This window comes from Pseudodesulfovibrio sp., from assembly GCF_028692895.1.
GTDB lineage: Bacteria > Desulfobacterota > Desulfovibrionia > Desulfovibrionales > Desulfovibrionaceae > Pseudodesulfovibrio.
In genome coordinates this window covers 41935-64599 of sequence record NZ_JAQUWN010000011.1, presented here as the reverse complement: position 1 = coordinate 64599, position 22665 = coordinate 41935, and the positions used below count along the sequence as shown (strand labels likewise).

At 66.0% G+C, this 22665-nt stretch carries 19 protein-coding genes; 8 read left to right on the top strand and 11 right to left on the bottom strand.

Translation table 11 applies throughout. The features are described 5' to 3' along the window. Positions 1-146: 146 nt before the first annotated feature. Positions 147-1334: a pyridoxal phosphate-dependent aminotransferase gene (locus PHP91_RS04610; RefSeq protein ID WP_300137529.1), complete on the bottom strand. Its 1188-nt coding sequence runs from the start codon at positions 1332-1334 to the stop codon at positions 147-149. A 214-nt stretch (positions 1335-1548) separates the two neighbouring features. On the opposite strand from PHP91_RS04610, the gene PHP91_RS04605 reads away from it, so the two are divergent. Continuing rightward, positions 1549-4230: a cobyric acid synthase gene (locus PHP91_RS04605; protein WP_300137526.1), complete on the top strand. Its 2682-nt coding sequence runs from the start codon at positions 1549-1551 to the stop codon at positions 4228-4230. Between the two features lie 276 nt (positions 4231-4506). Here PHP91_RS04605 and PHP91_RS04600 read toward each other — a convergent pair whose 3' ends face one another. The 5 genes from PHP91_RS04600 to PHP91_RS04580 all read right to left on the bottom strand — a co-directional run bounded on the left by PHP91_RS04600 (position 4507) and on the right by PHP91_RS04580 (position 9396). Beyond that, positions 4507-5262, bottom strand: a complete 756-nt coding sequence (locus PHP91_RS04600; RefSeq protein ID WP_300137523.1) for a transporter substrate-binding domain-containing protein — start codon at positions 5260-5262, stop codon at positions 4507-4509. A 100-nt stretch (positions 5263-5362) separates the two neighbouring features. Beyond that, entirely contained in the window at positions 5363-6424 is a 1062-nt protein-coding gene (locus tag PHP91_RS04595) for a DUF697 domain-containing protein (RefSeq protein WP_300137520.1), read from the bottom strand. A gap of 136 nt (positions 6425-6560) precedes the next feature. After that, positions 6561-7439, bottom strand: a complete 879-nt coding sequence (locus PHP91_RS04590; protein ID WP_300137517.1) for an Mrp/NBP35 family ATP-binding protein — start codon at positions 7437-7439, stop codon at positions 6561-6563. Between the two features lie 105 nt (positions 7440-7544). Further along, positions 7545-7757, bottom strand: coding sequence for a hypothetical protein (locus tag PHP91_RS04585; RefSeq protein WP_300137514.1), 213 nt, complete (start codon positions 7755-7757; stop codon positions 7545-7547). 316 nt (positions 7758-8073) lie between these two features. After that, positions 8074-9396 carry a sigma 54-interacting transcriptional regulator gene (locus PHP91_RS04580; protein WP_300137511.1) on the bottom strand — a complete coding sequence of 441 codons (1323 nt, stop codon included), beginning with the start codon at positions 9394-9396 and terminating at the stop codon, positions 8074-8076. 118 nt (positions 9397-9514) lie between these two features. On the opposite strand from PHP91_RS04580, the gene PHP91_RS04575 reads away from it, so the two are divergent. The 4 genes from PHP91_RS04575 to PHP91_RS04560 all read left to right on the top strand — a co-directional run bounded on the left by PHP91_RS04575 (position 9515) and on the right by PHP91_RS04560 (position 12507). Next, positions 9515-10156 carry a DNA-3-methyladenine glycosylase I gene (locus PHP91_RS04575; RefSeq protein ID WP_300137509.1) on the top strand — a complete coding sequence of 214 codons (642 nt, stop codon included), beginning with the start codon at positions 9515-9517 and terminating at the stop codon, positions 10154-10156. A 158-nt stretch (positions 10157-10314) separates the two neighbouring features. Continuing rightward, positions 10315-11106, top strand: a complete 792-nt coding sequence (locus tag PHP91_RS04570) for an ABC transporter substrate-binding protein (RefSeq protein WP_300137507.1) — start codon at positions 10315-10317, stop codon at positions 11104-11106. A 60-nt stretch (positions 11107-11166) separates the two neighbouring features. Further along, entirely contained in the window at positions 11167-11835 is a 669-nt protein-coding gene (locus PHP91_RS04565) for an amino acid ABC transporter permease (protein WP_300137504.1), read from the top strand. Between the two features lie 3 nt (positions 11836-11838). After that, a complete protein-coding gene (locus PHP91_RS04560; protein WP_300137501.1) occupies positions 11839-12507 on the top strand; it encodes an amino acid ABC transporter permease in 669 nt (222 codons plus the stop codon). A 670-nt stretch (positions 12508-13177) separates the two neighbouring features. Here the strand turns inward: PHP91_RS04560 and sppA are convergent. The 4 genes from sppA to PHP91_RS04540 all read right to left on the bottom strand — a co-directional run bounded on the left by sppA (position 13178) and on the right by PHP91_RS04540 (position 16708). Continuing rightward, positions 13178-14155 carry a signal peptide peptidase SppA gene (sppA, locus tag PHP91_RS04555; RefSeq protein ID WP_300137499.1) on the bottom strand — a complete coding sequence of 326 codons (978 nt, stop codon included), beginning with the start codon at positions 14153-14155 and terminating at the stop codon, positions 13178-13180. 128 nt (positions 14156-14283) lie between these two features. Next, complete coding sequence (locus PHP91_RS04550; protein ID WP_300137497.1) at positions 14284-15009, bottom strand: adenosylcobinamide-GDP ribazoletransferase; 726 nt, start codon at positions 15007-15009, stop codon at positions 14284-14286. Positions 15010-15011: 2 nt separating this feature from the next. Then, on the bottom strand, positions 15012-15830 hold the full coding sequence (locus tag PHP91_RS04545) for an SAM-dependent chlorinase/fluorinase (RefSeq protein ID WP_300137495.1): 819 nt from the start codon (positions 15828-15830) through the stop codon (positions 15012-15014). Further along, complete coding sequence (locus PHP91_RS04540) at positions 15830-16708, bottom strand: YitT family protein (RefSeq protein WP_300137492.1); 879 nt, start codon at positions 16706-16708, stop codon at positions 15830-15832. Before PHP91_RS04540 ends, PHP91_RS04545 begins: the two co-directional genes overlap by 1 nt. A gap of 149 nt (positions 16709-16857) precedes the next feature. Here PHP91_RS04540 and PHP91_RS04535 point away from each other — a divergent pair, with 149 nt between their 5' ends. Both PHP91_RS04535 and ilvD read left to right on the top strand, forming a co-directional pair. After that, positions 16858-17349: a PocR ligand-binding domain-containing protein gene (locus PHP91_RS04535; protein WP_300137490.1), complete on the top strand. Its 492-nt coding sequence runs from the start codon at positions 16858-16860 to the stop codon at positions 17347-17349. 74 nt (positions 17350-17423) lie between these two features. Then, positions 17424-19085, top strand: coding sequence for a dihydroxy-acid dehydratase (ilvD, locus tag PHP91_RS04530; protein WP_300137487.1), 1662 nt, complete (start codon positions 17424-17426; stop codon positions 19083-19085). A gap of 280 nt (positions 19086-19365) precedes the next feature. Here the strand turns inward: ilvD and PHP91_RS04525 are convergent, their stop codons facing one another. Beyond that, positions 19366-20529 (bottom strand): BamA/TamA family outer membrane protein, encoded by a 1164-nt coding sequence (locus PHP91_RS04525; RefSeq protein ID WP_300137484.1) that lies wholly within the window; start codon positions 20527-20529, stop codon positions 19366-19368. 454 nt (positions 20530-20983) lie between these two features. Between PHP91_RS04525 and PHP91_RS04520 the strand changes: the two genes are divergently transcribed. After that, entirely contained in the window at positions 20984-22621 is a 1638-nt protein-coding gene (locus PHP91_RS04520; protein ID WP_300137482.1) for an arylsulfatase, read from the top strand. The last annotated feature ends 44 nt before the right edge of the window (positions 22622-22665 follow it).

Here is a 22665-nt window from a genome sequence, read left to right as displayed (position 1 = left end):
GCGGGGGCAAAGGGCAAAGAAAGCTCACCCGCCTTGTGTCTTTTCCTTCCCTTTTCACCCAAATCCCGAGATAACGAAAAAGGCGGCGCACGTCCTTTCGGACGGACGCCGCCTGCTTTCGCTTTCGGGTTCCCCCCCTGGTCTGCCTAGGCCTTCTTCATGGCCTCGGCAAACCCCTCCTTGGCTCCCAGGATGACTTTTTCGCTGACGCAGAAGGCCAGGCGGAAATAGCCGGGATAGCCGAAGCCCGTGCCGGGCACGGCCAGGATGCGTTCGTTCTGCAGGGTGGCGCAGAACTTGACGTCGTCGCCGCCCGGCGCTTCGGGGAAAAAGTAGAACGCGCCGCGCGGCATGGTGTACTTGTAGCCCGCGTTGTCCAGGACCGAGGCCATGGCCTTGCGCCGGGTGTCGTAGACGCCGGCGTCCACCGACGAGCCGAGCGCCTTGTGCAGCAGCTTCTGGGCCAGGGCCGGGGCGTTGACGAAGCCCAGGATGCGGTTGGCCATGACCACGGCCGCCACCAGCGGGCCGCGATCCTCGATGGCCGGGTTTATCAGCGCGTAGCCCACCCGGCCGCCCGCCATGGACAGGTTCTTGGAGAACGACGAGCAGACGATGGTGTAGGGGTAGATGGAGAGCAGGCTCGGGACCTCGGCGCCGTCAAAGGCCAGGAAGCGGTAGGGCTCGTCGGCCAGGATGTAGATGGGCCGGCCGCGCTTGGCGTTGTGCTTTTGCAGGATGGCGGCCAGGGCCTCCAGCTCGGCGCGGGAATAGATCGCGCCCGTGGGGTTGTTGGGCGAGTTGATGATGATGACGCGGGTCTTGTCGTTGATGGCCGCGTCGATGCCCTCCAGGTCCAGCTCGAAGGTCAGCGGCTTGGACTTGACCGGGACCAGGCGGGCCCCGAAGTTTTCGGCGTAAAAACCGTACTCCACAAAATAGGGGGCCGGGGTGACGACCTCGTCGCCGGGCTCCAGCACGGCGCGGAAGGTCGAGTTCAGCGCGCCGGCCGCGCCGCAGGTGATGACCAGGCAGTCGGCGGGCACGTCCACGCCCTGCTCCTTGGAGACCTCCACGGCCAGCTTCTCGCGCACGTGGGGGTAGCCGAAGTTGGGCATGTAGCCCATGAAAAAGGGCTGGTCGGCCTGGTCGGCGATCTCGCACAGGGCCTGCTTCACGGCGGCAGGCGGCGGCAGGTCCGGGTTGCCGAGGCTGAAGTCGTAGACGTTCTCCTCGCCGAACTGGGCCTTCATGCGGATGCCTTCCTCGAACATCTTCCTGATCCAGGACGAGTTGGACATGTAGCCGGTCATCTGTTTGGATATGAGTTGCATGCAAAAATCTCCTTGGTGGCTTGATCGATCAGCCACCGTATGCCAAACCCCGTTCGCCCGCAACGCCCCTTTGGCTTCTCCCGGGTTCCGCACCGTTTCCCCTTGTGCCCGGGTGGCTTTCCGGGTAGGAGGGAAAGAGTCTCAAAAAAATCTAGACTTCAGCGACCGCACCGGGCGAGCGGGAACGGCCGGGCGCGGCGGTGATGGCGGAGCCATGGAGAAGCAATCCCTTTTCGCGGGCCTTCCCGACATACTCGACGAGCAGCGGTTCGCCCACGGCGGCAACGTGCGGCGCATGGCCGAGCAGGCGGGCTGCCTGCCCGAGGAGCTGCTCGATTTTTCGGTGAACGTGAATCCCCTGGGCCCGCCGCCCTGGCTGGGCCAGGTGGTGGGCCAGGCGCTGCGCGACGTGGACGCCTACCCGGACCCGGACAGCTACGACCTGGTCATGGCCGCGTCCGAGCGGTACAAGGTCTGGCCCACCCAGGTGGTGGCGGGCAACGGCGCGTCCGAGCTGCTCTTCGCCCTGGCCGGGCTGGGCGGGTACCGCCAGGCGGTCATTCCCTCGCCCACCTACGTGGACTACGCCCGGGCCTGCAAGGCCCACCGGCTGCCCGTGGTGGAGCCGCCGCTCACCGACGACCTCAAGATCGACTTTCCGGCCATGGGCCCGCTGCTGACCACGCCCTCCCTGGTCTTCCTGTGCAGCCCGAACAACCCCACGGGCGCGACCTTTTCGGCGGCGGACCTGCGCGAGGTGGCGTCCATGTTCCCGCGCTGCCGGTTCGTGGTGGACGAGTCCTTCGCCGAGTTCCTGCCCGAGGACGCGGACCGGCTGATCCGCAACCGGCCGTCCAACGTGGTCACCGTCCTCTCCCTGACCAAATTCTACGCCATTCCGGGGCTGCGCCTTGGCCTGGCCTTCGGCGACCCGGACGTGATGCTGCGGCTCAAGCAGGCGCTGCCCGCCTGGTCGGTGAACACCCTGGCCCAGCGGGTGGGGGCGCGCTGCCTGCGCGACGGGCGCTATGCGGCCCGCACCCGCGAGCAGACCGCGCTCCTGCGTGAAAACCTGGCCGCCGGACTGCGCCAGGTGCCGGGGCTCAAGGTCATGCCGGGCGCGGCCAACTACCTGCTCTGCCGGGTGGAGCGCGTGGGCATGGACGCCGTGCCGCTCTACGAGCGGCTGCTCGTCGAGCACCGCATCGCCATCCGGCTGTGCGGCAACTACGCGGGCCTGGACAACGCCTGGTTCCGGGTGGCCGTGCGCGACGCGGACGCCAACGAGCGGCTCATCAAGGCGCTGGAGACGATCAGCGGCGTGGGCCGCGCCCCGGTGGTCCGGCGGACCCGGCGCACCCCGGCCCTGATGCTCCAGGGCACCAGCTCCAACGCGGGCAAGTCGGTGCTGGCGGCGGCGTTCTGCCGCATCTTTCTCCAGGACGGGTACAACGTGGCCCCGTTCAAGGCCCAGAACATGTCGCTCAACTCCTACGTCACCGACCAGGGCGGCGAAATGGGCCGGGCCCAGGTGACCCAGGCCATGGCCTGCCGCATGAAGCCGGACGTGCGCATGAACCCGGTCCTGCTCAAGCCGGGGTCGGACGTGGGCTCCCAGGTCATCGTCATGGGCCGGCCCGTGGGCAACATGAGCGTCACCGAGTACGTGCGCTACAAGCCGCGCGCCTGGGAAGCGGTCAAGGCGGCCTACGACTCCCTGGCCAACGAGCACGACATCATGGTCCTGGAGGGCGCGGGCAGCCCGGCCGAGGTCAACCTCAAGCACCACGACATCGTGAACATGGCCATGGCCCGGTACGCGGACGCCCGCGTGCTCCTGGCGGGCGACATCGACCGGGGCGGCGTCTTCGCCTCCATGGTCGGGACCATGAACCTGCTCACCCCGGCCGAACGCGACCTGGTGGAGGGATTCGTCATCAACCGGTTCCGGGGCGACCCGTCGCTGCTGGAACCGGCCTTCGGCCAGATGTTCGAGCACACCGGACGGCCGGTCCTGGGCACGGTGCCCTACATTCATTCCCTGGGGTTGCCCGAGGAGGACTCGGTCTCCTTCAAGGAGGGGTTCCGGCCCGAGGCGGACAAGCTGCCCGAGGATCAGTGCGTGGACGTGGTGGTCATCGACCTGCCGCGCATCTCGAATTTCAACGACATCGACCCGCTCTTCGCCGAGCCGGACGTGCGGGTGCGCGTGGTCGAGAACGCGCGCGACATCGGCACGCCGGACGCGGTGATCATCCCCGGCTCCAAGTCCACGGTGCCGGACATGAAGGCCCTGCGCGGCGCGGGCGTGGCCGCCGCCATCCGCGAGCTGGCGAACGACGGGCACAAAACGCGGGTGGTGGGCATCTGCGGCGGGTTCCAGATGCTGGGCGAGCAGGTGGACGACCCCTACGGGCTGGAGTCCGAGTCCACTCGCGTGGACGGGTTCGGCCTGCTGCCGGTCCAGACCACCCTGGCCCCGGAGAAGACCCTGACCCGGACCTGGGGCGTGCACGCCAAGTCCGGCCACCGGGTCAACGGCTACGAGATCCACCATGGCCAGACCCGCCCGCTCTCGGACCGGCTGCGCGTGGCCATCCGCGACATGGAGGGCCAGCCCCTGGGCTTCACCCGCGCGGACGGCCGGGTCTGGGGCACCTACCTGCACGGCCTGTTCGACGCCGACGAGTTCCGGCGCTGGTTCATCGACCAGTTGCGCATGGACAAGGGGCTCGCGCCCCTGGAGCGCGTCCAGGTCCGCTTCGACCTGGAGGACGCCCTGGACCACCTGGCGGGCGTGGTGCGCGAGGCCGTGTGCATGGAAAAGGTATACAAGGCCCTCGGCTTCTCCGGCTGCTGCACCCAGGCCAGCCTGTTCTTCAAGATCGGCGGATAACCCCGCACGAGACCGCGGGCGGACGGGTTGAAATTTTTGTCCCCCTGGCTGCCGCATTCCCGCAAAGTAGAAATTCTTGAACCCGACCGGCCCGCACCGCAGTGGACCGGTCGTTTTTTGTTGCGCGCCAACATCCAGGAATACAAGGATAAATAAAAAACATTCGCGGCGTGCCGGGCTTTGGCACGCCGCGTGCTATAGGGAGAACACCTTCCTTTTTTTGCACCGAGAAAATCCAGGCCTCCGCAAGGAGGCCTTTCTCGTTTTCGGGGGGTCCTACGGCGCGAGCCGCCGGAGGTAGCCGTCGCGGGTCGCGTCGATGAACCCCTCGTCGCGGAGCTGGCGGAGCGCCGCGCGGACCCGCTCGACCGTCTCGGGCGGGGTGGCGAGGCTGAAGGCCATGTAGATGTCCGTGCTGAAGAGCGGGAGGACCCGGACCCAGTAGTCGGCGGGCAGGCCCGCCTGGCGCAGCCGGTAGCCCTGGGAGAGGGGGTCGCCGGTGGTCAGGTCGATGCGGTTGTTGCCGGGCTCGGATTTGCGGACGTTGAGCAGCTCGTCGCTGACCGGGAAGAGATTGACCCCCTCCTGGAAGCCTTGCCGGAGCAGGAAGTGGTGCGGGGCGGAGTCGCGGGTGAGGCCCACGCGGTAGGCCTTGGCGTCGTCAAGGGTCCCTATGCGGATGTCTCTCCGGTGCCGGGGGCGGAAGAGGTGCATCTCGACCCCGAGCCCGTCCAGGCGCACCCAGTGGAAGTGCGGCTCCCGCTCCGGAAGCTTGAGCGTGCTGTAGAGCAGGACGTTCGGGTCGTGCAGGGCCAGGGAATAGGCTCTGGCCCAGGGCAGGACCTTGATGGTGTAGTCGAGCCCGGCCCGGTCCAGCGCGGCGCGGACCACTGCGGTGACCAGCCCGGCGGCGGCCCCGTTTTCGGCGTAGTTGTAGGGCGGCCATTCCTCCGTGACCACGCGGAGCGAGGCGCAGGAGCCCGGCGCGGGAAACAGCAGGAGAAAGCCCAGGACGAGGAGAAGGAATCGCAACGCCGATGCCCTGTCGTTTCCAGCGGTTCCCCAATGGTAGCCATTCATGATCGCAATACAGCCCGGATTCGACGAGTTGTCCAGCCTTTTTTGCCAGGATCTACTTGGGCGGCCGCTTGAACGCGTCGGTGACGCGCCGGACCGTGTCCCGGCCGGAGCGGATCACGCTGCCCGCCGTGCCGCCCACCTTCCCGGCCGTGCCGGTGATGGCGTCGCCCACGCCGTGGACGACCTTGGACGTGCCGCTCCTGAGCGCGCCGGTGGAGCCCTTGACCAGGACCTTGGTCACGTAGGCCACGGTGCCGGTGCTCAGGCCCATGAACATGCGGGCCGCTTCGATGGTCGCGTTGCGGCGCATGGCCCCCCGGCCGTCCAGGGAGAGGGAGAGGTAGTTGCGGGCGATGATGCCGCAGCGCAGGGTCAGCAGACAGTTGGTGGAGCCGGTCAGCACCGACGAGGTGATGACCCCGGCGATGGCCTGGGCGCCGGGCAGGGCCCCCACGGCCGAGCCGCCCACCAGCGGGGCCATGAGCTCGCGCACGTATTCCTCGATGCCGATGTCCTCCACCGAGCCCGCCAGGAAGGTGGTGGCCGCGATGTTGGCGTAGAGGTTCATCAGCTCGCGCGGGTGGGGCCGCTGGTTGAAGAGCCGGGCCAGCCGCCAGACCAGACGCATGACCAGGAAGAGGACGACCATGGCGTCCAGCCGCCCGTTCTGGGACAGGGCCGTGCCGATGAAGACCCGCTTGCCCGTGGCCCGTATCTCCTCGTCGGCCCGCTCGCCCAGCAGGGCCAGGGCGGGCTCCAGGTCCGCCGCGTCGCGCACGTCGATCCCGGCCTCGCGGACCACGGGGTTGGCCCGCAGCCGTTTGGCCAGGGCGCGGCGGAACTCGGCCATTTCCGCCTCGGTGGGCGCGGCGTGGAGCAGGAGCGGCCGGGGCCGCAGGAGCACCTGGCCCACGCCCCACAGGATCAGCCCGCCCACCAGCCCGGCCAAGGTCCAGAAGACCCACGGCTCGAAGGCCGGGTTCAGGCGACCCGCGAAACCGGCCAGCCCGGCGACGCAGTCATGCAGGAAGGCCAGAAAGGCGGCCAGGACGATCAGGGTGACCACGGTCAGCAGATGTTTGAGGTAGCGCGGCATGGAAATGACATACGACATTTCCGCGCCGGGGAAAAGCGATGTGCGCAAATGGAGGGAGAGAGGGTTGGGCGAAAAATTCGCCCTGCCCGGCATGGCCGGACAGGGCGAAGAGGAAACGGGTCGAATTTCGGGAAAGCCGCTTTGCGGGCAGGCCTTAGGCCGCCGCGGGCGGATCGGGCAAGGCGAGGATGGGGGCGATGATTTCGCCCAGGGCCTTGCCGGTGGCCGTGTCGCGGTGGACCTTCATGAAGGGGTAGCCCTCGTCGCCGGAGCGCGCCACTTCCGGGTCCAGGGGGATGCGGCCCAGGAAACGGACGCCCGATTCCTTGGCCAGGTCCTCGCCGCCGCCGGAGTTGAAGATGTTGTGCACCGCGCCGCAGTTGGGGCAGGCGAAGCCGGACATGTTCTCGATGATGCCGAGCACGCGGTTGCCCACTTCGCCCACGAAGGAGACGGAACGGCGGACGTCGTCGATGGCCACGCCCTGGGGGGTGGTGACGATGACGGCCATGGCCGTGGGGCCGAGGGTCTGGAGGGTGGAGAGCGGCTCGTCGCCGGTTCCGGGGGGGCAGTCGACGATCAGGTAGTCGAGGTCGCCCCACATGACGTCCTCCACGAACTGCTTTATCAGCCCGATCTTGACCGGCCCGCGCCAGATCACGGCCTGGCGGTCGTCCTGGAGCAGGAAGCCAAGGGACATGACGGAAAGGTTCTTGGACCAGGAGACGGGCTCCATGACGTCCACGCCCATGTGCGGCTGCTGGCCCTTGAGGGCGAGCAGGCGGGGGATGCTCGGGCCGTGGACGTCCACGTCCAGCAGGCCGACCTTCTTGCCCGCCAGGGAGAGAGCCACGGCGAGGTTGGCGGCCACGGTGGACTTGCCCACGCCGCCCTTGCCGGACATGACCACGATCTTGTGCTTGATCCGGCCCAGGGTCTTTTTCAGTTTCGCGTCAGGGTTCTGGTCGCATCCCGTGGCGCTGGCGCAGCCGCCGTCGGGCCCGGCAGAGGAGCATCCGCTGCAATCGCTCATTGTGTTCTCCTGGAGACGGCGGGTCGCCCCGCCCTCGGCTTGGTGGTTCGCTGGACCGGCCGCGCGGCCGGTAACGTGACTGGAATAGTCATCGCGCGGGAAAAGTCAAATATCCTCCCGGCGCGGTCTGCAACCCGGCATGGCCAGATCGGCGAGGTTGCCCCGGCGGAAGGCGGAAACGGCCTGGGCCACGGAGCCCGTCAGCCAGGGACGCACGCCCACCCCGGCGCGTTCCAGCCGGGCGCGGGTGTCGGCCCCGATGGCCCCGCACAACAAATAAGATACCCCGCAGGCCAGTATGGCGGATGTCCTGTCCATAGGGTCCTTTGAGGGAAGGGATAGGAGGCCTGCGGGGTAAATATCGTTGTCACGTATGTCAAACAGCTTGTACCGGTCCGCATTTTCGCAGACGGAGGCCAGCCGGTCCTTGTAGCACGCGAGGCAGATGCGCGTGGGGGATTCAGGAGTCATGTGCACCCGTGCTTCCCCGGGGACCCATGCCGGACTGAACAAAGGAGAGCATGGATCGTGCCACGCTAAAAAGCCTGTAAATCAAGGATGTTGCCTTAGCCCCTTACCCAGACTGCGGCTAAAAAAACGCCCATGCAATCGGGGGGCGGGCGAAAAATACGCCCTACTCTTTGGAATCCAGAAGGCGGCGCAGGGTGTCCTTGGTTATGCCCAGCTCGCGGCAGGCGGCCATGCGGCGGCCCTGGTTGCGCTCCACGGCGTGGCGTGCGGCGCGGCGCTTGATTTCCTCCAGAGTGCCGTGCAGGCCGCCGGCCGAGGCGGCGGGTTCAGCCCCGGCCTGGAGGGAGTCGGGCAGGTGTTCCTGCTGGATGAACCCGGAGGAGCAGAGGATGAAGGCGTATTCAAGGATGTTCTCCAGCTCGCGGACGTTGCCGGGAAAGTCGTGGCGCAGGAGCAGCAGGAGCACGTCCTCGCTCACGCCCTGGACCTGCTTGCCCTGGATGGCGTTGAACTGCTCCACGAAGTGCTCCACCAGCAGGGGAATGTCCTCGCGCCGCTCGCGCAGGGGCGGCAGGTGGAAGGTGACCACGTTGAGCCGGTAGAAGAGATCCTGGCGGAACCGGCCGTCGGCCACGCGCTTTTCCAGGTCGCGATTGGTGGCGGCCACCACGCGCACGTCCGCCCGCACCGGCGCGACCCCGCCCAGGGGCTCGAAGGTCTTCTCCTGGAGAAACCGGAGCAGCTTGACCTGGAGCGGGCCGGGCAGGTCGCCGATCTCGTCCAGGAAGACCGTGCCGCCCTCGGCCATCTCCAGCCGCCCCGGCTTGTCGTGCCGGGCGTCGGTGAAGGCCCCGGCCTTGTAGCCGAAGAGCTCGCTCTCCAACAGGTTTTCGGGCAGCGCCCCGCAGTTGACGGGCACGAAGGGCTTGTCCCGGCGCGGGCTCAGGGAGTGGATGGCCCGGGCGAAGAGCTCCTTGCCCGTGCCGGACTCGCCGAGCAGCAGGGTCGTGGCCTGGCTGGAGCTGACCTGGGGCAGGATGCGGAATATCCGGTCGAGCGACGGGCTGTGGCCCACGATGTCCTCGAACCGGTAGAGGTCCTTGACCTTGCGGCGCATGGCCTGGATTTCGGTCAGGTCGCGAAAGGTCTCGACCCCGCCCACCACCTCGCCGTCGCTGTTGGTCAGCGCCGAGGCGGAGATGGACACGGGCAGCCGGCTGCCGTCGTTCTTGATGATGAAGATGGACTTGTTGGTGATGCTCACGCCCCGGCGCAGGCAATGGTCCACGGCGCAGTTGCCGTCGCACAGGCTGGAGCGGAACACGTCCCAGCACTTGCGGCCCACGGCCTCGGCGTAGCTCACGCCGGTGATGCGCTGGGCCGACTCGTTGAAGTACGTGATGTTCCAGTCGGCATCCACGGTGAAAAGCCCGTCCGCGATGGAGGCGAAGACGTCTTCGAGGGGCAGGTTCCTGGGAAACGGCATGGGACCACTGTACCCGGCGCGGCCGAATATGCCAATGGGCGACGGGGACGAACCGGGCAAAAAACGCATGGTCAGGCCGGGGCCGCGCTGCTAGGGTGCGCCGAGGGAGGGAAGCCGCATGGCCGACATCATCCGCTGCCCCTGGTGCGGCGACGATCCGCTCTACGTGGACTACCACGACCGCGAGTGGGGCGTGCCGGAATACGACGACCGCCAGCTCTTCGCCAAGCTCATCCTCGACGGCGCCCAGGCCGGGCTGAGCTGGATCACCATCCTGCGCCGCCGCGAGTCGTATTATGCGGCCTTCGACGGGCTCGACCCCGAACGGATGGCCCGCTATGACGAGGCCAAGATCGAGGAACTGCTGGCGAACCCCGGCGTCATCCGCAACCGGCTCAAGGTCCGGGCGGCCGTGGCCAACGCGCGCGGCTACCTGGAGATCATGGAGCGCGAGGGCTCGTTCAGCGACTTCCTGTGGCGGTTCGTGGACGGCCGCCAGGTGGTCAATCACTGGCGCACTCCGGCCGAGGCCCCGGCCCGGACCGCGCAGTCCCAGGCCATGAGCAAGGCTCTCAAGTCGTACGGCTTCGGCTTTGTCGGTCCGACCATCGTCTACGCCTTCATGCAGGCCGTGGGCATGGTCAACGACCACCTGGCCGACTGCTTCCGCCACGGGGAATGCCGCCTGCTCGGCGAGGCGGGGAAAACGCGGCCGCCGACCGCCCCCGGTCCATCCGGCGTCGGCGGCATGTGCGGATGACCTCAAATTTCCTTGATTCTTTTGCTGCGGGACCGGGCGGCGCGCTTGCAAAATCGTCACACTTCCATTAGCGTTTCACGCTATTCGGTCCGCTTTTTTCCGGGACGCTGACCACGAATCGTTCGGATCAGCCCTTTCATGCACACCGAGGAGGAACAATGAAACGTCTCATCTGCCTGGCCGTCATGCTCTGCATGCTGATGGCCGCGGCCACCACGGCGTCTGCCGACGCCCTGGCCGAAATCGTCAAGCGCGGCGAGTTGCGCGTCGCCTGCCAGACCCAGTGCCCCCCCTTCAGCTTCGTGGACAAGAACGGCGAGCGCACCGGCTCGTCCGTCGAGTTCTGCAAGCTGATGGCCAAGGAAATGGGCGTGCAGATCAAATTTCTGGACTATGACTGGGACGGCCTGATTCCGGCCCTGCTCTCCGGCAAGGCCGACATGCTGGCCGCCGACATGACCGCCAACCTGCAGCGCGCCCTGAAGGTCTCCTTCACCGACCCGTTCTACTACACCGGCTCCGTGGCCATGACCAAGGCCGACTCCCCGCTGACCTCCTGGGACCAGATCAACCAGAAGGGCATCAAGGTCGCCGTTCTTCTCGGCGGCACCGGCGAGGCTGACGCCAAGCGCCTCTTCCCCAACGCGGAGATCAAGTCCTACAAGGGCGGCGGGCCCATGGTCATCAACGCCCTCATGGCCGGCAAGGCCGATGTCGCGGTCAACGACAAGACCTCCATCATGGGCTCCCTGGCCGCCTTCCCGCCGAACTCCACCAAGTTCGTGGGCGACATCATGTCCAAGCAGCCGCTGTCCTTCGCGGTTCGTCACGAGGACGAGAACCTGCGCCAGTGGATGAACCTGTTCTTCAACTGGATCCGTTCCGATGGGCGCTACGACGCCAACATCAAGTACTGGGTCGAGTCCAAGGACTGGGAAAAGGATCACTAGACCGTAAGCCGTGCGCCATGCCCCGCCGGGGCATGGCGCACCCCTTTACGGGTCCTGCACATGCTCGAATATTTCAACTTTCGCATCATCTGGGAGTATATGCCCCTCTTCATGGAGGGCTTGTACCATACCTGCTGGATTTCCCTGCTCGGGATCATCGGCGCGCTGGTCGTGGGCATGATCGCCTGCGCCTGCCGCATCAGCCGCGTCAAATGGCTCGTCGCCCCGGCCGTGGTCTACATCGAAGCCATCCGCTCCACCCCGCTCCTGGCCCAGCTCTACTTCCTCTACTTCGGCCTGCCCTCCCTGGGCATCGACGTGAGCGAGCTGACCACGGGCATCGTGGCCCTCTCCCTCAACTCGGGCGCCTACGTGGCGGAAATTCTCCGCGCGGGCTTCAAGGGCATCCCCTTCGGGCAGGTGGAGGCCGCCATGGGCCAGGGGTTCAACGTCTACCAGCGCTTTCTGTTCATCCTCCTGCCCCAGGCGCTGGCCAACACCCTGCCGCCGCTGCTCGGCCAGGCCATCGTCCTGGTCAAGGACTCGGCCGTGCTCTCCCTGATCTCGGTCATGGAGCTGACCCGCGCGGGCCAGGTTCTCAACTCCGAACGGTTCATGCCCTCCGAGGCCTTCCTGACCGTGGCCGCCCTGTACCTCGTCATCTACTACGCGCTCAAGGGCGTGACCAAGTTCTATCAACTGCGCATGATGCGCTTCAGGAGCGCCTGAGCCATGTGGGGATATTATTTCGAGCAGCTCCTGCACAGCCTGCCCATGTTCTGGAAAGGGCTGGCCATGACCGCCGGGGTCTCGGCCCTGAGCCTGGTCGGCGGCACCATCATCGGGGTCGTCACCGGCGTCCTGCGCGCCCGGCGGCGCTCCATCATTTCCCACCTGCTCTCGCTGTACGTCGATTTCATGCGCGGCACGCCGTTCCTGGTCCAGTTGTTCATCATCTTCTTCATCCTGCCGGAGTTCGGGTTGCAAATGGAGGCCTTCGCCGCAGCGGTCATCAGCCTGACCATCTACGCCGGGTCCTACATCTGCGAGATAGTCTGCGCAGCCATCGAGGCCGTGCCGTCCGGCCAGGAGGAGGCGTGCCGATCCCTGGGCCACACCCACACCCAGGCCATGCTCCTGGTCATCCTGCCCCAGGCGCTGCGCATGGCGCTGCCCGCCCTGGTTGGCCAATATGTCCTGCTCATCAAGGACTCGTCCATCGTCTCGGTCATCGGGCTTACGGACATCACCCGAGCCGGGTGGCTGACCGTGCAGCGCGTGCCCGAAGGCCTGATGGTCTTCGCCCTGGTCGGCCTGCTCTACTTCGCGGTCTGTTTCCCGCTCATCCACCTCTCCAACTACCTGGAGCGCCGCTTCTCCACCGGCGAGCTGAAGCTCTAGCCGGGCGGGGGGCGGCAGCCCTCCACATCGTTCCTGTAAAAAAGCAAAGCGGAAAGGCAGACAAGGAGCCGTCTCCGGCGGGACTTTATCGGGAGGTTTCGCGCCCAGAAGGCGCGACTTGCTTTTGGACCGGACGCCCAAAAGCAAGCAAGCCGCTCCGGCCGTTTGGACAGCTTCTAAGCCGCCTGGCCGCAGGGCTGCATTGTCGAAACTTGCAGGAACGCCGCAGCGGCAAGCAACAGCCCGATCATCCGCAAAAGCAAAAGCCCAAGACAATCGTCCGGGGCCGCAGTTTCTCTCCATCAATTCGCCGAGCCCAGCCCTGTGTTCCGGCGATTGGCAGCCGACCAAGCGGGTAAGGCGGCTCCATGTGGCCACCAGGACGGTTTTGTGCAGTCTACGAATATGCGTGGAGGAACGGCTTGTAGCTTTTCCGAGAGATGGAGCCGTCCCGCTTGGATCGGATGCTTGGCGACGCGACACACAGGCGGCCAAGCTACCCGCAAGTGCCTTTTTTACTTTTTTTTGGCCCAGCAAAAAAGAAGCGCCGCCCGCGCAGGGCATTACAAAATCGTGGAGGGGGAAGCGGACGCCTCCCCCGGCTCTGGCCGGACTACCAAGCTACTGCTTGCCTTCCCCCCCAAAGGGGAAAAGCAACCAAGCAGCCCCCCTACCGGGTCACCCCCTGGGGCCAGACATAGTAGAACCCCGCCTTGGGCGGCAGGATGTACCCCGCGTCCACGCCGAGCAGGTCGAGCCTGCCCGGCTCGGCCGCCGTCAGGGTGTTGTAGGGATTGTCGTTGGGATAGGTGTCGCGCCTATACGTCACGACCTTGCCGTCGGCGGGCAGCCCGGCCAGCTCGCGCGCCTTGGCGAAGGCGTCCTGGACGTAGCCGATCTGATCGACAAGCCCCACGGCCTTGGCCCGGTTCGCCGTGAACACGCGGGCCGTCCGCACCTCGGCCATGGCCTCGGGCGTCAGCTTGCGATGCCGCATCACCAGGGCCTGGAACCGTTCGGCGTAATCGTCGATGATGCCCTGGAACAGGGCCGCCTCCCCGGGCGTGGTGGGCCGGAACGGCGAGCCCATGTCCTTGTCCGCGCCGGACTTGGTCACCTCCACGTCCACGCCGATCTTGTCGAACAGGCCGACCAGCTTGGGCCGCATGAAGATGACGCCCACCGACCCGGTGATGGTTGTCGGATGGGCCACGATCCAGTCGGCGGGCAGGGCCGCGTAGTAGCCGCCCGACGCGGCCACGTCGAACATGCAGACCACCACCTTCTTGCCGGTGCGCTCCTTGAAGGCCGAAATCTCGTGGTAGAGGATGTCCGACGCCGTGGTGGTGCCGCCGGGGGAATTGATGGCCAGGACCACCGCCTTGACCTCGTCGTCGGCCTCGGCCAGTTGCAGCGCGCTGACCAGCTCCTGCACCGGGCTCGGCGCGGCGCGCAGCACGCCCTGGCGCGGCTGGTCCATCAGGAACCCGTTCAAGTGCACCAGGGCCAGCTTGCCCCCGCCCTGGCCCTCGATGACGAACTCCTTGAGCGGCTCGGTGGACGGGGCGGCGAAGAGTTTGATCTTGGGCGCGCAGCCGGGCAGCAGGAACAGGAGCAGGGCCAGGGCCGGGATGAAACGGAATTTCATGATGCCTCCATGCGGGTTGCGGATGGGCCGAGCGTAACAGGCCGGACGAAAAAGCGCGAGCCCCCGGCGCGGAAAAGACGGTGCGGCGCGCAGGTCCGCGCCGGGCGGCAGGACGGGGGAAGCCCGCCCTACAAGGCCAGGACGAAGCCCAGCCCGGCGGCCAGCTCGCCCAGGATCACGGCGCAGCCCAGGAAATCGCCGTTGGCCCCGCGCACATGCTCGGCCAGCCGGTAGAGCGGGACCAGGGCCAGCCCGGCCAGGGCCATGCCCGCCAGGGTGGCCAGGGGACCGGCCAGGAAAAATCCGCTGACAAGGGCGAAGGCCCCGGCCGCGAGGGCCACGCGCAGGGTCGCGCCGGTCATGTAGAGCCTGCCCAGGCCCGGCCGGGCCAGGTGGTGCACGCCGTAGGCCAGGGCCACGCTGGCGGCCCGGCCCAGGACGAAGGTCCAGACCACGGCCCCGAAGGCGTCGCGCACGGCCATCTCCCGGAACAGGACCGCCTGGCCGCCCAGGGCCAGGACCAGGCCCATGATCCCGAACGCGCCGGAGCGGCTGTCCTTGACCACCTGCCAGAACCGGTCGGGGTCGCCGTGGGTGGTCACCGCGTCGCTGATGTCGGACAGGCCGTCGTGATGGAAGCCGCGCGTCAGGTAGACGCCCAGGGCGACCATTCCCCAGGCCTGGACCCACGGGGCCTTGGCGAACAGCCCGAGCCAGGGCGCCAGGGCCACGGCCGCGCCCAGCACGAGGCCCACGGCGGGCATCCAGCCGATGCAGCGGCTCATCTCCGCCTCCGGGATGACGCGGGCCGGAGCCAGCCGGGTCAGAAAACCGAGGGTGTCGAGAAAACGCATCCTTATTCCTCCCAGGTCAGTTCCACCCGGTCGCCCATGGACAGGCCGAGCTGCCGGGCCGCCGAGCGCTGGTTGACGGCGATCTCCAGGAAGCCCTGGCTGCCCTCCAGCAGGCCGGGACGGCCGTCGGGCAGGTCGGCGTAGGCCGAGGAAAAGCCGAGTTCGCCATGGGCCGGGGAGACCAGCTCGATGCGCCCGGCCGCAGGCAGGGTGCCGGTGGGCAGGTTGAGCACGCAGTTGCCGAAGCGGTCGATGTGCAGGACGTGGCCCGCGGCGCGGCCCGGCTCCACCGTGGGGCTGGCCCAGAGCGGGGACACCAGTTCGGCGGGGTCCATTTCCGTGCCCAGCGAGCCGGGGTCGCCGCCCAGGGCGATCCAGGCCGTCAGCGGAGCGAAGACGTCCCGGCCGTGAAAAGTCTGGGCTACCTTGCTGCGCGCCTGCACGGCCACGGTCAGGTCATAGGCGGCGATCTCCTCGGTCCAGGCGTTGCGCATGGCCAGGGAGAGCAACCCGTTGTCCGGGGCGAGCAGGAACCGTTCGCCGATGCGCACGCCGGCGATGCGTCTGGAAGTGCCCACGCCGGGGTCCACCACGGCCATGATGACCGCGTCCTTGGGGAAATGCATGTACGACGAGGCCAGGAAGAACGCGGCCTGGGCCACGTTGTAGGGCTCCACGCGGTGGGAGATGTCCACCACCGGGCAGGCCGGGGCCTTGCGCGCCAGCACGGCCTTGACCTGGCCGACGTAGGGGTCGGTGACGCCGAAATCCGTGAGCAGCCCGATGGTCCGGGGCGGCGATTCCTTCTTCTTCGCGAACATCAGTAGATCTTCCTTGCTGAAAAACCCTGGCCCAGTACGTGGAAGCCCGACCCTACAATGAAAAAGGCATCCGGGTCCACGGCGTATACCAATTCCTCCAGCCGCTTGAGTTGCAGGGACGAGATCATGGTCAGGATGACCTTCTTGGGGTCGCCGGACCAGCCTCCCGTGCCGTCGAGCAGGGTCACGCCCCGGTCCAGGTCGTCGAGGATGGTCCGCCGCACCGCGTCCGCGTTGTCCGAGACGATGATGACCATCTTCCGCTCGCTGAACAGGTGCACCACGTACTCGATGGCCACGGCCGTGACGAAGGTCATGGCGATGGAATAGAGCACGATGTGCGGGTCCAGGAAGGCGAAGCCGCCCAGGAACCCGAGCATGTTGAACCAGAACTCGAATGAGCCCATGGAGATATTGAACCGTTCCTTGCAGATGACCGCCAGGATGTCCGACCCGCCCGTGGACCCGAGCGAGCGCAGGGCCACGCCCACGCCCGCGCCCAGGATGCCGCCGCCGGTGATGACCGCGAGCCAGACGTCCTCCATGGGCAGGGACCAGGGAATGATGTCGATGAACAGCGATGTGGCGAGCATGCCGTAGAGGCTCAGGAAAAGGAACTTGCGGCTGACGTAGACCCAGCCGAGCACGAAGACCGGCAGGTTGAGCAGCAGGTACCACTGGCCGGTGCTCAGGCCGCCGAAAGCGTAGTAGCAGAGCAGCGCGATGCCCGACATGCCGCCCGTGAGCAGCCCGTGCGGCACGGCCACGGCCTTGACCGCATAGGCGATGAGGAACGCCCCGAAGGTCAGGAGCATCATGTTCCACGGCACCCCGAAGGTCATGGCCCGGAAACGGTTCTTCCAGTCTTGCGTCGTCATGGTCTCTCCACCGCCTCCTTCTAGCCGCTTTTGCCGAAGCTGAAAACCACTATTCTCGAGCGGCCACGCTCCCGCAACCCTTGCGCGCCGCAGTGAATAGGGTTACCAAACCCGTTCACCCAACCAAGACCATCACAAGAGGCTACAACATGAAGCTGACCGACCTTGCGCCCGAAGCCAAGTGGCGCGAACTGCAACAGGACCTGCACGACCGCTTCGGCCTCAATGCCGACATCATGGACGCAGACGGCCACCGGCTCTTCGGCAACACCTGGGGCAACGACCTCTGCCGGGCCATTCGCAACGACGACAAGGGCTTTTCCTCCATCTGCGTCATGGCGGGCCAGATGTTCACCCGGCTGCTCAAGGAAGGCGAGCCCTTCGCCGAGATGTGCGACGCGGGCCTGCTGCGCGTCTCCGTGCCGGTCAAGAGGGACGGCGAGGTCATCGGCGCGGTGGGCGGCTGCGGCCTCCTGCCCGCCGAGGACGAGGAGGTGGACGCGTTCACCGTCGGCATGATGAGCGGGCTCGACGAGGCCGCCATCCCCGGCCTGGCCTCCACGGTCCGCACGGCGGACGAGGCCAGGATCAGAGAGATCCAAGACCATATTTCGAAACGGGTGGCCGAAATAACAGGCTAACCCCCCGGCGCGGTTGACAGCCGCTCCCGTTGTGCGTCAACTGACGCACCGAAAATGCGCTCCGAGGAGGAACCATGCGTAGCAAGAAAATGACCGCCGGGCTGGAAAAAGCCCCCCACCGCTCCCTGCTCTATGCGGACGGACTGACCAAAGAGGAAATGGAACGGCCGATCATCGGCGTATGCTGCGCCGCCAACGAAATCATTCCCGGCCACATCCACCTCGACACCATCGCCGAGGCGGTCAAGGCGGGCATCCGCATGGCGGGCGGCACCCCCATGGAATTCCCGGCCATCGGCGTGTGCGACGGCCTCTCCATGAACCACGAGGGCATGAAGATGTCCCTCCCCAGCCGCGAAATCATCGCCGACTCCGTGGAGATCATGGCCACCGCCCACCCGTTCGACGCCCTGGTCTGCATCCCCAACTGCGACAAGATCGTGCCCGGCATGCTCATGGCCATCCTGCGCCTGAACATCCCGGCCGTCATCGTCTCCGGCGGCCCCATGCTCGCCGGACGCCGCCGCTCCGCCGACCTCATCACCGTGTTCGAGGGCGTGGGCCGCGTCAAGACCGGCTCCATGACCATGGAGGAGCTCACCGAACTCGAAGAGACCGCCTGCCCCTCCTGCGGCTCCTGCTCCGGCATGTTCACCGCCAACTCCATGAACTGCCTCTCCGAATCCATCGGCCTGGCCCTGCCCGGCAACGGCACCATCCCGGCCGTCATGTCCGCCCGCGTCCGTCTGGCCAAGAAGGCGGGCATGCAGGTCATGGAAATGCTCGAAAAGAACATCCGCCCGCGCGACATCGTCACCGAAAAGTCCGTGCACAACGCCGTGACCATGGACATGGCGCTCGGCTGCTCCACCAACACCACGCTTCACCTGCCCGCCCTCTTCGCCGAGGCCGGGCTGGACCTGAACCTGGCCATGTTCAACGAGATCAGCAAAAAGACGCCCAATCTGTGCAAGCTCGCCCCGGCCGGCCCCCACTACATGGAGGAGCTGGAGGAAGCGGGCGGCATCCCCGGCGTCATGAGCGAACTGGCCAAGCGGGACCTGCTCCACCTGGACGTCATGACCGTCACCGGCAAGACCCTGGGCGAGAACCTGAAGGACCTGAACGCCCGCGTCACCAACCACGAGATCGTCCGGCCCATCGACAACCCGTACTCCCCGGAAGGCGGCATCGCCATCCTCTACGGCAACATCGCGCCCGACGGCTGCTGCGTCAAACAGTCCGCCGTGGCCCCGGAGATGATGCAAAACACCGGCGTCGCCCGCGTCTTCAACTCCGAGGAAGACGCCGTCTCCGCCATCCTGGGCAAGGAAATCAAGCCCGGCGACGTGGTCGTCATCCTCTACGAAGGACCCAAGGGCGGACCCGGAATGCGCGAAATGCTCACCCCCACATCCGCCATCTCCGGCATGGGACTGGGCGAATCCGTCGCCCTCATCACCGACGGCCGTTTCTCCGGCGGCACGCGCGGCGCGGCCATCGGACACATCTCGCCCGAAGCCGCCTCCGGCGGCCCCTGCGGACTCATCAAGGACGGCGACAAGATCCAGATCGACATCCCCGCCCGCACCATCGACCTGCTCGTGGACGACGCCGAGCTCGAAGCACGCCAAAAGGCCTTCAAGCCCGTCGAGAAACAGATCGACTCGCCCTTCCTGCGCCGCTACGCCAAACTCGTCACCTCCGCCGCCCAAGGCGCCGTGTACAAACGCTAGGCCCGCACGCGCACACGCGATACAATAACCGCCCGCCCCGGCTCAAGCCGGAGCGGGCGGTTTTGTTTCGTCTGCGGCGACCGGGGGAGACGGGATTGCAAGATGCAGCCGCCACGTTCCCGAGGATCAACTCCCTGCCATATCTCCGCGACATGGCAGGGAGCTACTTGTTGCGCTGCAAGGGCGCAGGATACAGTTCCTTTCAAACAGGGCGTCAACATCTGGAGCAGCGGCTGAGCGCAACGCCGCCACCTCCGCTTACCCGGTGGCGGCCCTTCGCCTAGAACCACTCGCCCAAGCGGAAATACAAGGCCGTCGACCCGGGGCCAAAGGCCAGGTCCATCCCCAGGTACATCTTCTGTTCTTCGGCGATGAGGTAACGAATCCCGAAGCCGCCGGTCGGGATGGTCGGCCCCTTGTAGAGGCCCCCGGGCTCTCCGCTGGTCCAGCCCAGGCCCGCGAAAATGTTTGCGGCCCATTTTTCGCTCAATTTGTAGCGGGCTTCGCCCTGAATGGAAGACGACTGCTTGTCGATGTACTTGGCGTAGGGAAATCCCCGCAGGTGGAGGAAAGGCATGTCGAAAAAAGGCGTACTCCCCGTGGAGAGGTTCAGCTCCCCCTGGCCGGCCAGGACAAGCTTGTCCGTCAACGGGAAATAGTGCGCATAGCTCGCCGAGGCCTTGGCATATTCAAAGTCCCCTCCCCAGGCCCCCCCGTAATCCGTCGCCTCGAACTGAAAAAGCCCGCCCCTGGTCGGATAGACGCTGTCGTCGGTGGTATCCCGTTCGCCGACCAGCCCCAGCCCGGCCGTCGTGATCGTGTGGTTCAGATACGGCAGGGTCGGGGACAGCTTCGACAGGTCCGCGCCGAAATCCCATGAGAAGAGGGAATACTTGGCGCCGACGAACCAGTCGCCCTCCACCCGCGCCATGAGTTCGGGTTGGAACGCGGTGATCTTTGCCGCGTAGCCGACGGGGTTGTCGCGAAGATACGCATCGTCTCCCGAACCGAAATACTTCAACTGGAAATCGCCGTATGCGAGAAAGGCGACGCCGCGAAAGGTGTCGTTGTCGTAGAAGCCCTTGTGGAACGCGCCGACCCCCCAACTCCCGTTGGTTGAAGCCAGGGCCGCGATGCCGGAGATGGACTGCCGGGTCGCGTTGTCCTCCGAGGCCTCGTCATTCCAGAACGAGTCCTTCGGGTGCATGTACATGCCCACGCCGATCAACCCCGCGCCCAGGGTTGGGTTCACCATCGGAACCGGTGCGACGACAATCCGGTCGGATATCGGCTGCGCCTTCCTCTCCGCGGCCTTCCCGGACCGGTGCATGGCGTCGAACCATCCGGCGTCGCCGTCGGCCAAGCAGGGCGAGATCGACGCGACGCAGACCGCCAGAAAGACGCAGAGCAAGGACGGAATGCGCATGTGGCCCACGAGAATCACGACACCCCCTGTTTCACCTTGTGCAGGACATCTCCGTTCACCGGCCGCCCGGGCTTTTGCCCATCCGCGCCGCCGATGCGCCTCTAGAGCGTATCGCGGCTTGCGCCTGTACGTTGCAGCCTGCATTTCGCCTGTTCGATACCTGCTTTTCCGCCATTCAGGCAACGCCCTGCCCGGAAAATTGATAAAAAATGTCAATCGTGATTAAAAAAAATTGCTTTTAAATATTTCACGACTCGATTATGCGTGGAATAAGTAGATAATCCCATCTGGGCGATGCATAGACGTCATGCGCCCAATAACGGATGGTTGAGTGAAGCGACAAATTCGCCGAAACACTTTTGAGAGAAGGAATGGGAATTGTCTTCCAAACCAGGCTAATCATAACAATATTAGCCGTCAAACGAACAGCCGGACTCTTCGGCGGTGGAGCGAGGCGCGAGGAGGCAGTGAGATGAAACGCATTATATGTCTCATGGGAATTGTCGCCTGTCTGACGACGCTCTGCTTGGCAGGGACGTCGCAGGCCGCCAAGAAGCCGAACATCGTGCTCATCGTGTCGGACGACACGGGCTATGGCGATCTGGGCGCCTACGGCGGCGGCGCAGGGCGCGGCATGCCTACGCCGAACTTCGACCGGATGGCTGACGAGGGCATGACCATGTTCTCGTTCTACGCCCAGCCGAGCTGCACCCCCGGCCGCGCCGCCATGCAGACCGGCCGCATTCCCAACCGCAGCGGCATGACCACCGTGGCCTTCCAGGGCCAGGGCGGCGGCCTGCCCGCAGCCGAATGGACGCTGGCGTCGGTCCTCAGGCAGGGCGGGTACAAGACCTACTTCACCGGCAAGTGGCACCTCGGCGAAGCAGACTACGCGCTGCCCAACGCCCAGGGCTACGACGAGATGAAGTACGTTGGATTGTACCACCTCAACGCCTACACCTACGCGGACCCGACCTGGTTCCCGGACATGGACCCCCAGTTGAGGGCAATGTTCAAGAAGGTGACCAAGGGCTCGCTCTCGGGCAAGGACGGGGAGAAGGCCAAGGAAGACTTCAAGATCAACGGGCAGTATGTCGATACCCCCGAGAAGGGCGTGGTCGGCATCCCGTTCTTTGACAAGTACGTCGAAAAGGCGGCTCTGGAATACCTCGAAGCGGGGGCCCGATCCAGCCAGCCCTTCTTTCTCAACGTGAACTTCATGAAGGTCCACCAGCCCAACATGCCGGCCCCGGAGTTCGAGCACAAGTCCCTGTCCAAATCCAAGTACGCCGATTCCGTGGTCGAACTCGACACCCGGGTCGGCCGCATCATGGACAAGATCCGCGAGTTGAAGCTGGACAGCAACACCCTGGTCTTCTGGACCACGGACAATGGCGCATGGCAGGACGTATACCCTGACGCCGGCTACACCCCGTTCCGCGGCACCAAGGGAACGGTGCGCGAAGGCGGCAACCGCGTTCCCGCCATCGCCTGGATGCCCGGCAAGATCAAGGCCGGCTCCAAGAGCCACGATCTCGTCGGCGGCCTGGATCTCATGGCCACCTTCGCCAGGATCGCCGAGGTGAAGCTCCCGGCCAAGGATCGCGAGGGCCAGCCGATCATCTTCGACAGCTACGACATGTCCCCCGTGCTCTTCGGCAAGGGCAAGTGCGAGCGGACCTCCTGGTTCTACTTCACCGAGGACGAACTGACCCCCGGCGCGGCCCGTGTGGGCAATTACAAGGCCCTGTTCAACCTGCGTGGAGACAACGGGCAGCCCACCGGCGGCCTGGCCGTTGACACCAACCTCGGCTGGAAGGGACCGAGCAAGTACACCGCCGCCGTGCCGCAGGTCTTCGACCTCTGGCAAGACCCGCAGGAACGCTACGACATCTTCATGAACAACTACACCGAACGGACCTGGACCCTCGTGACCATCAACGCGGCGATCCAGGATCTGATGAAGACATATGTGCAGTACCCTCCGCGCAAGCTGCAAAGCGAGGTCTACACCGGCCCCATCACGCTGACCAAGTATCAGCACTTCAAGTACATTCGCGATTCCCTTGTCAACGACGGCATCAGCCTGCCCCTGCCCACCGGCAACTAGGACGGGCTTGAACGGCACATCAAGCAGGACGACATCGACACCCG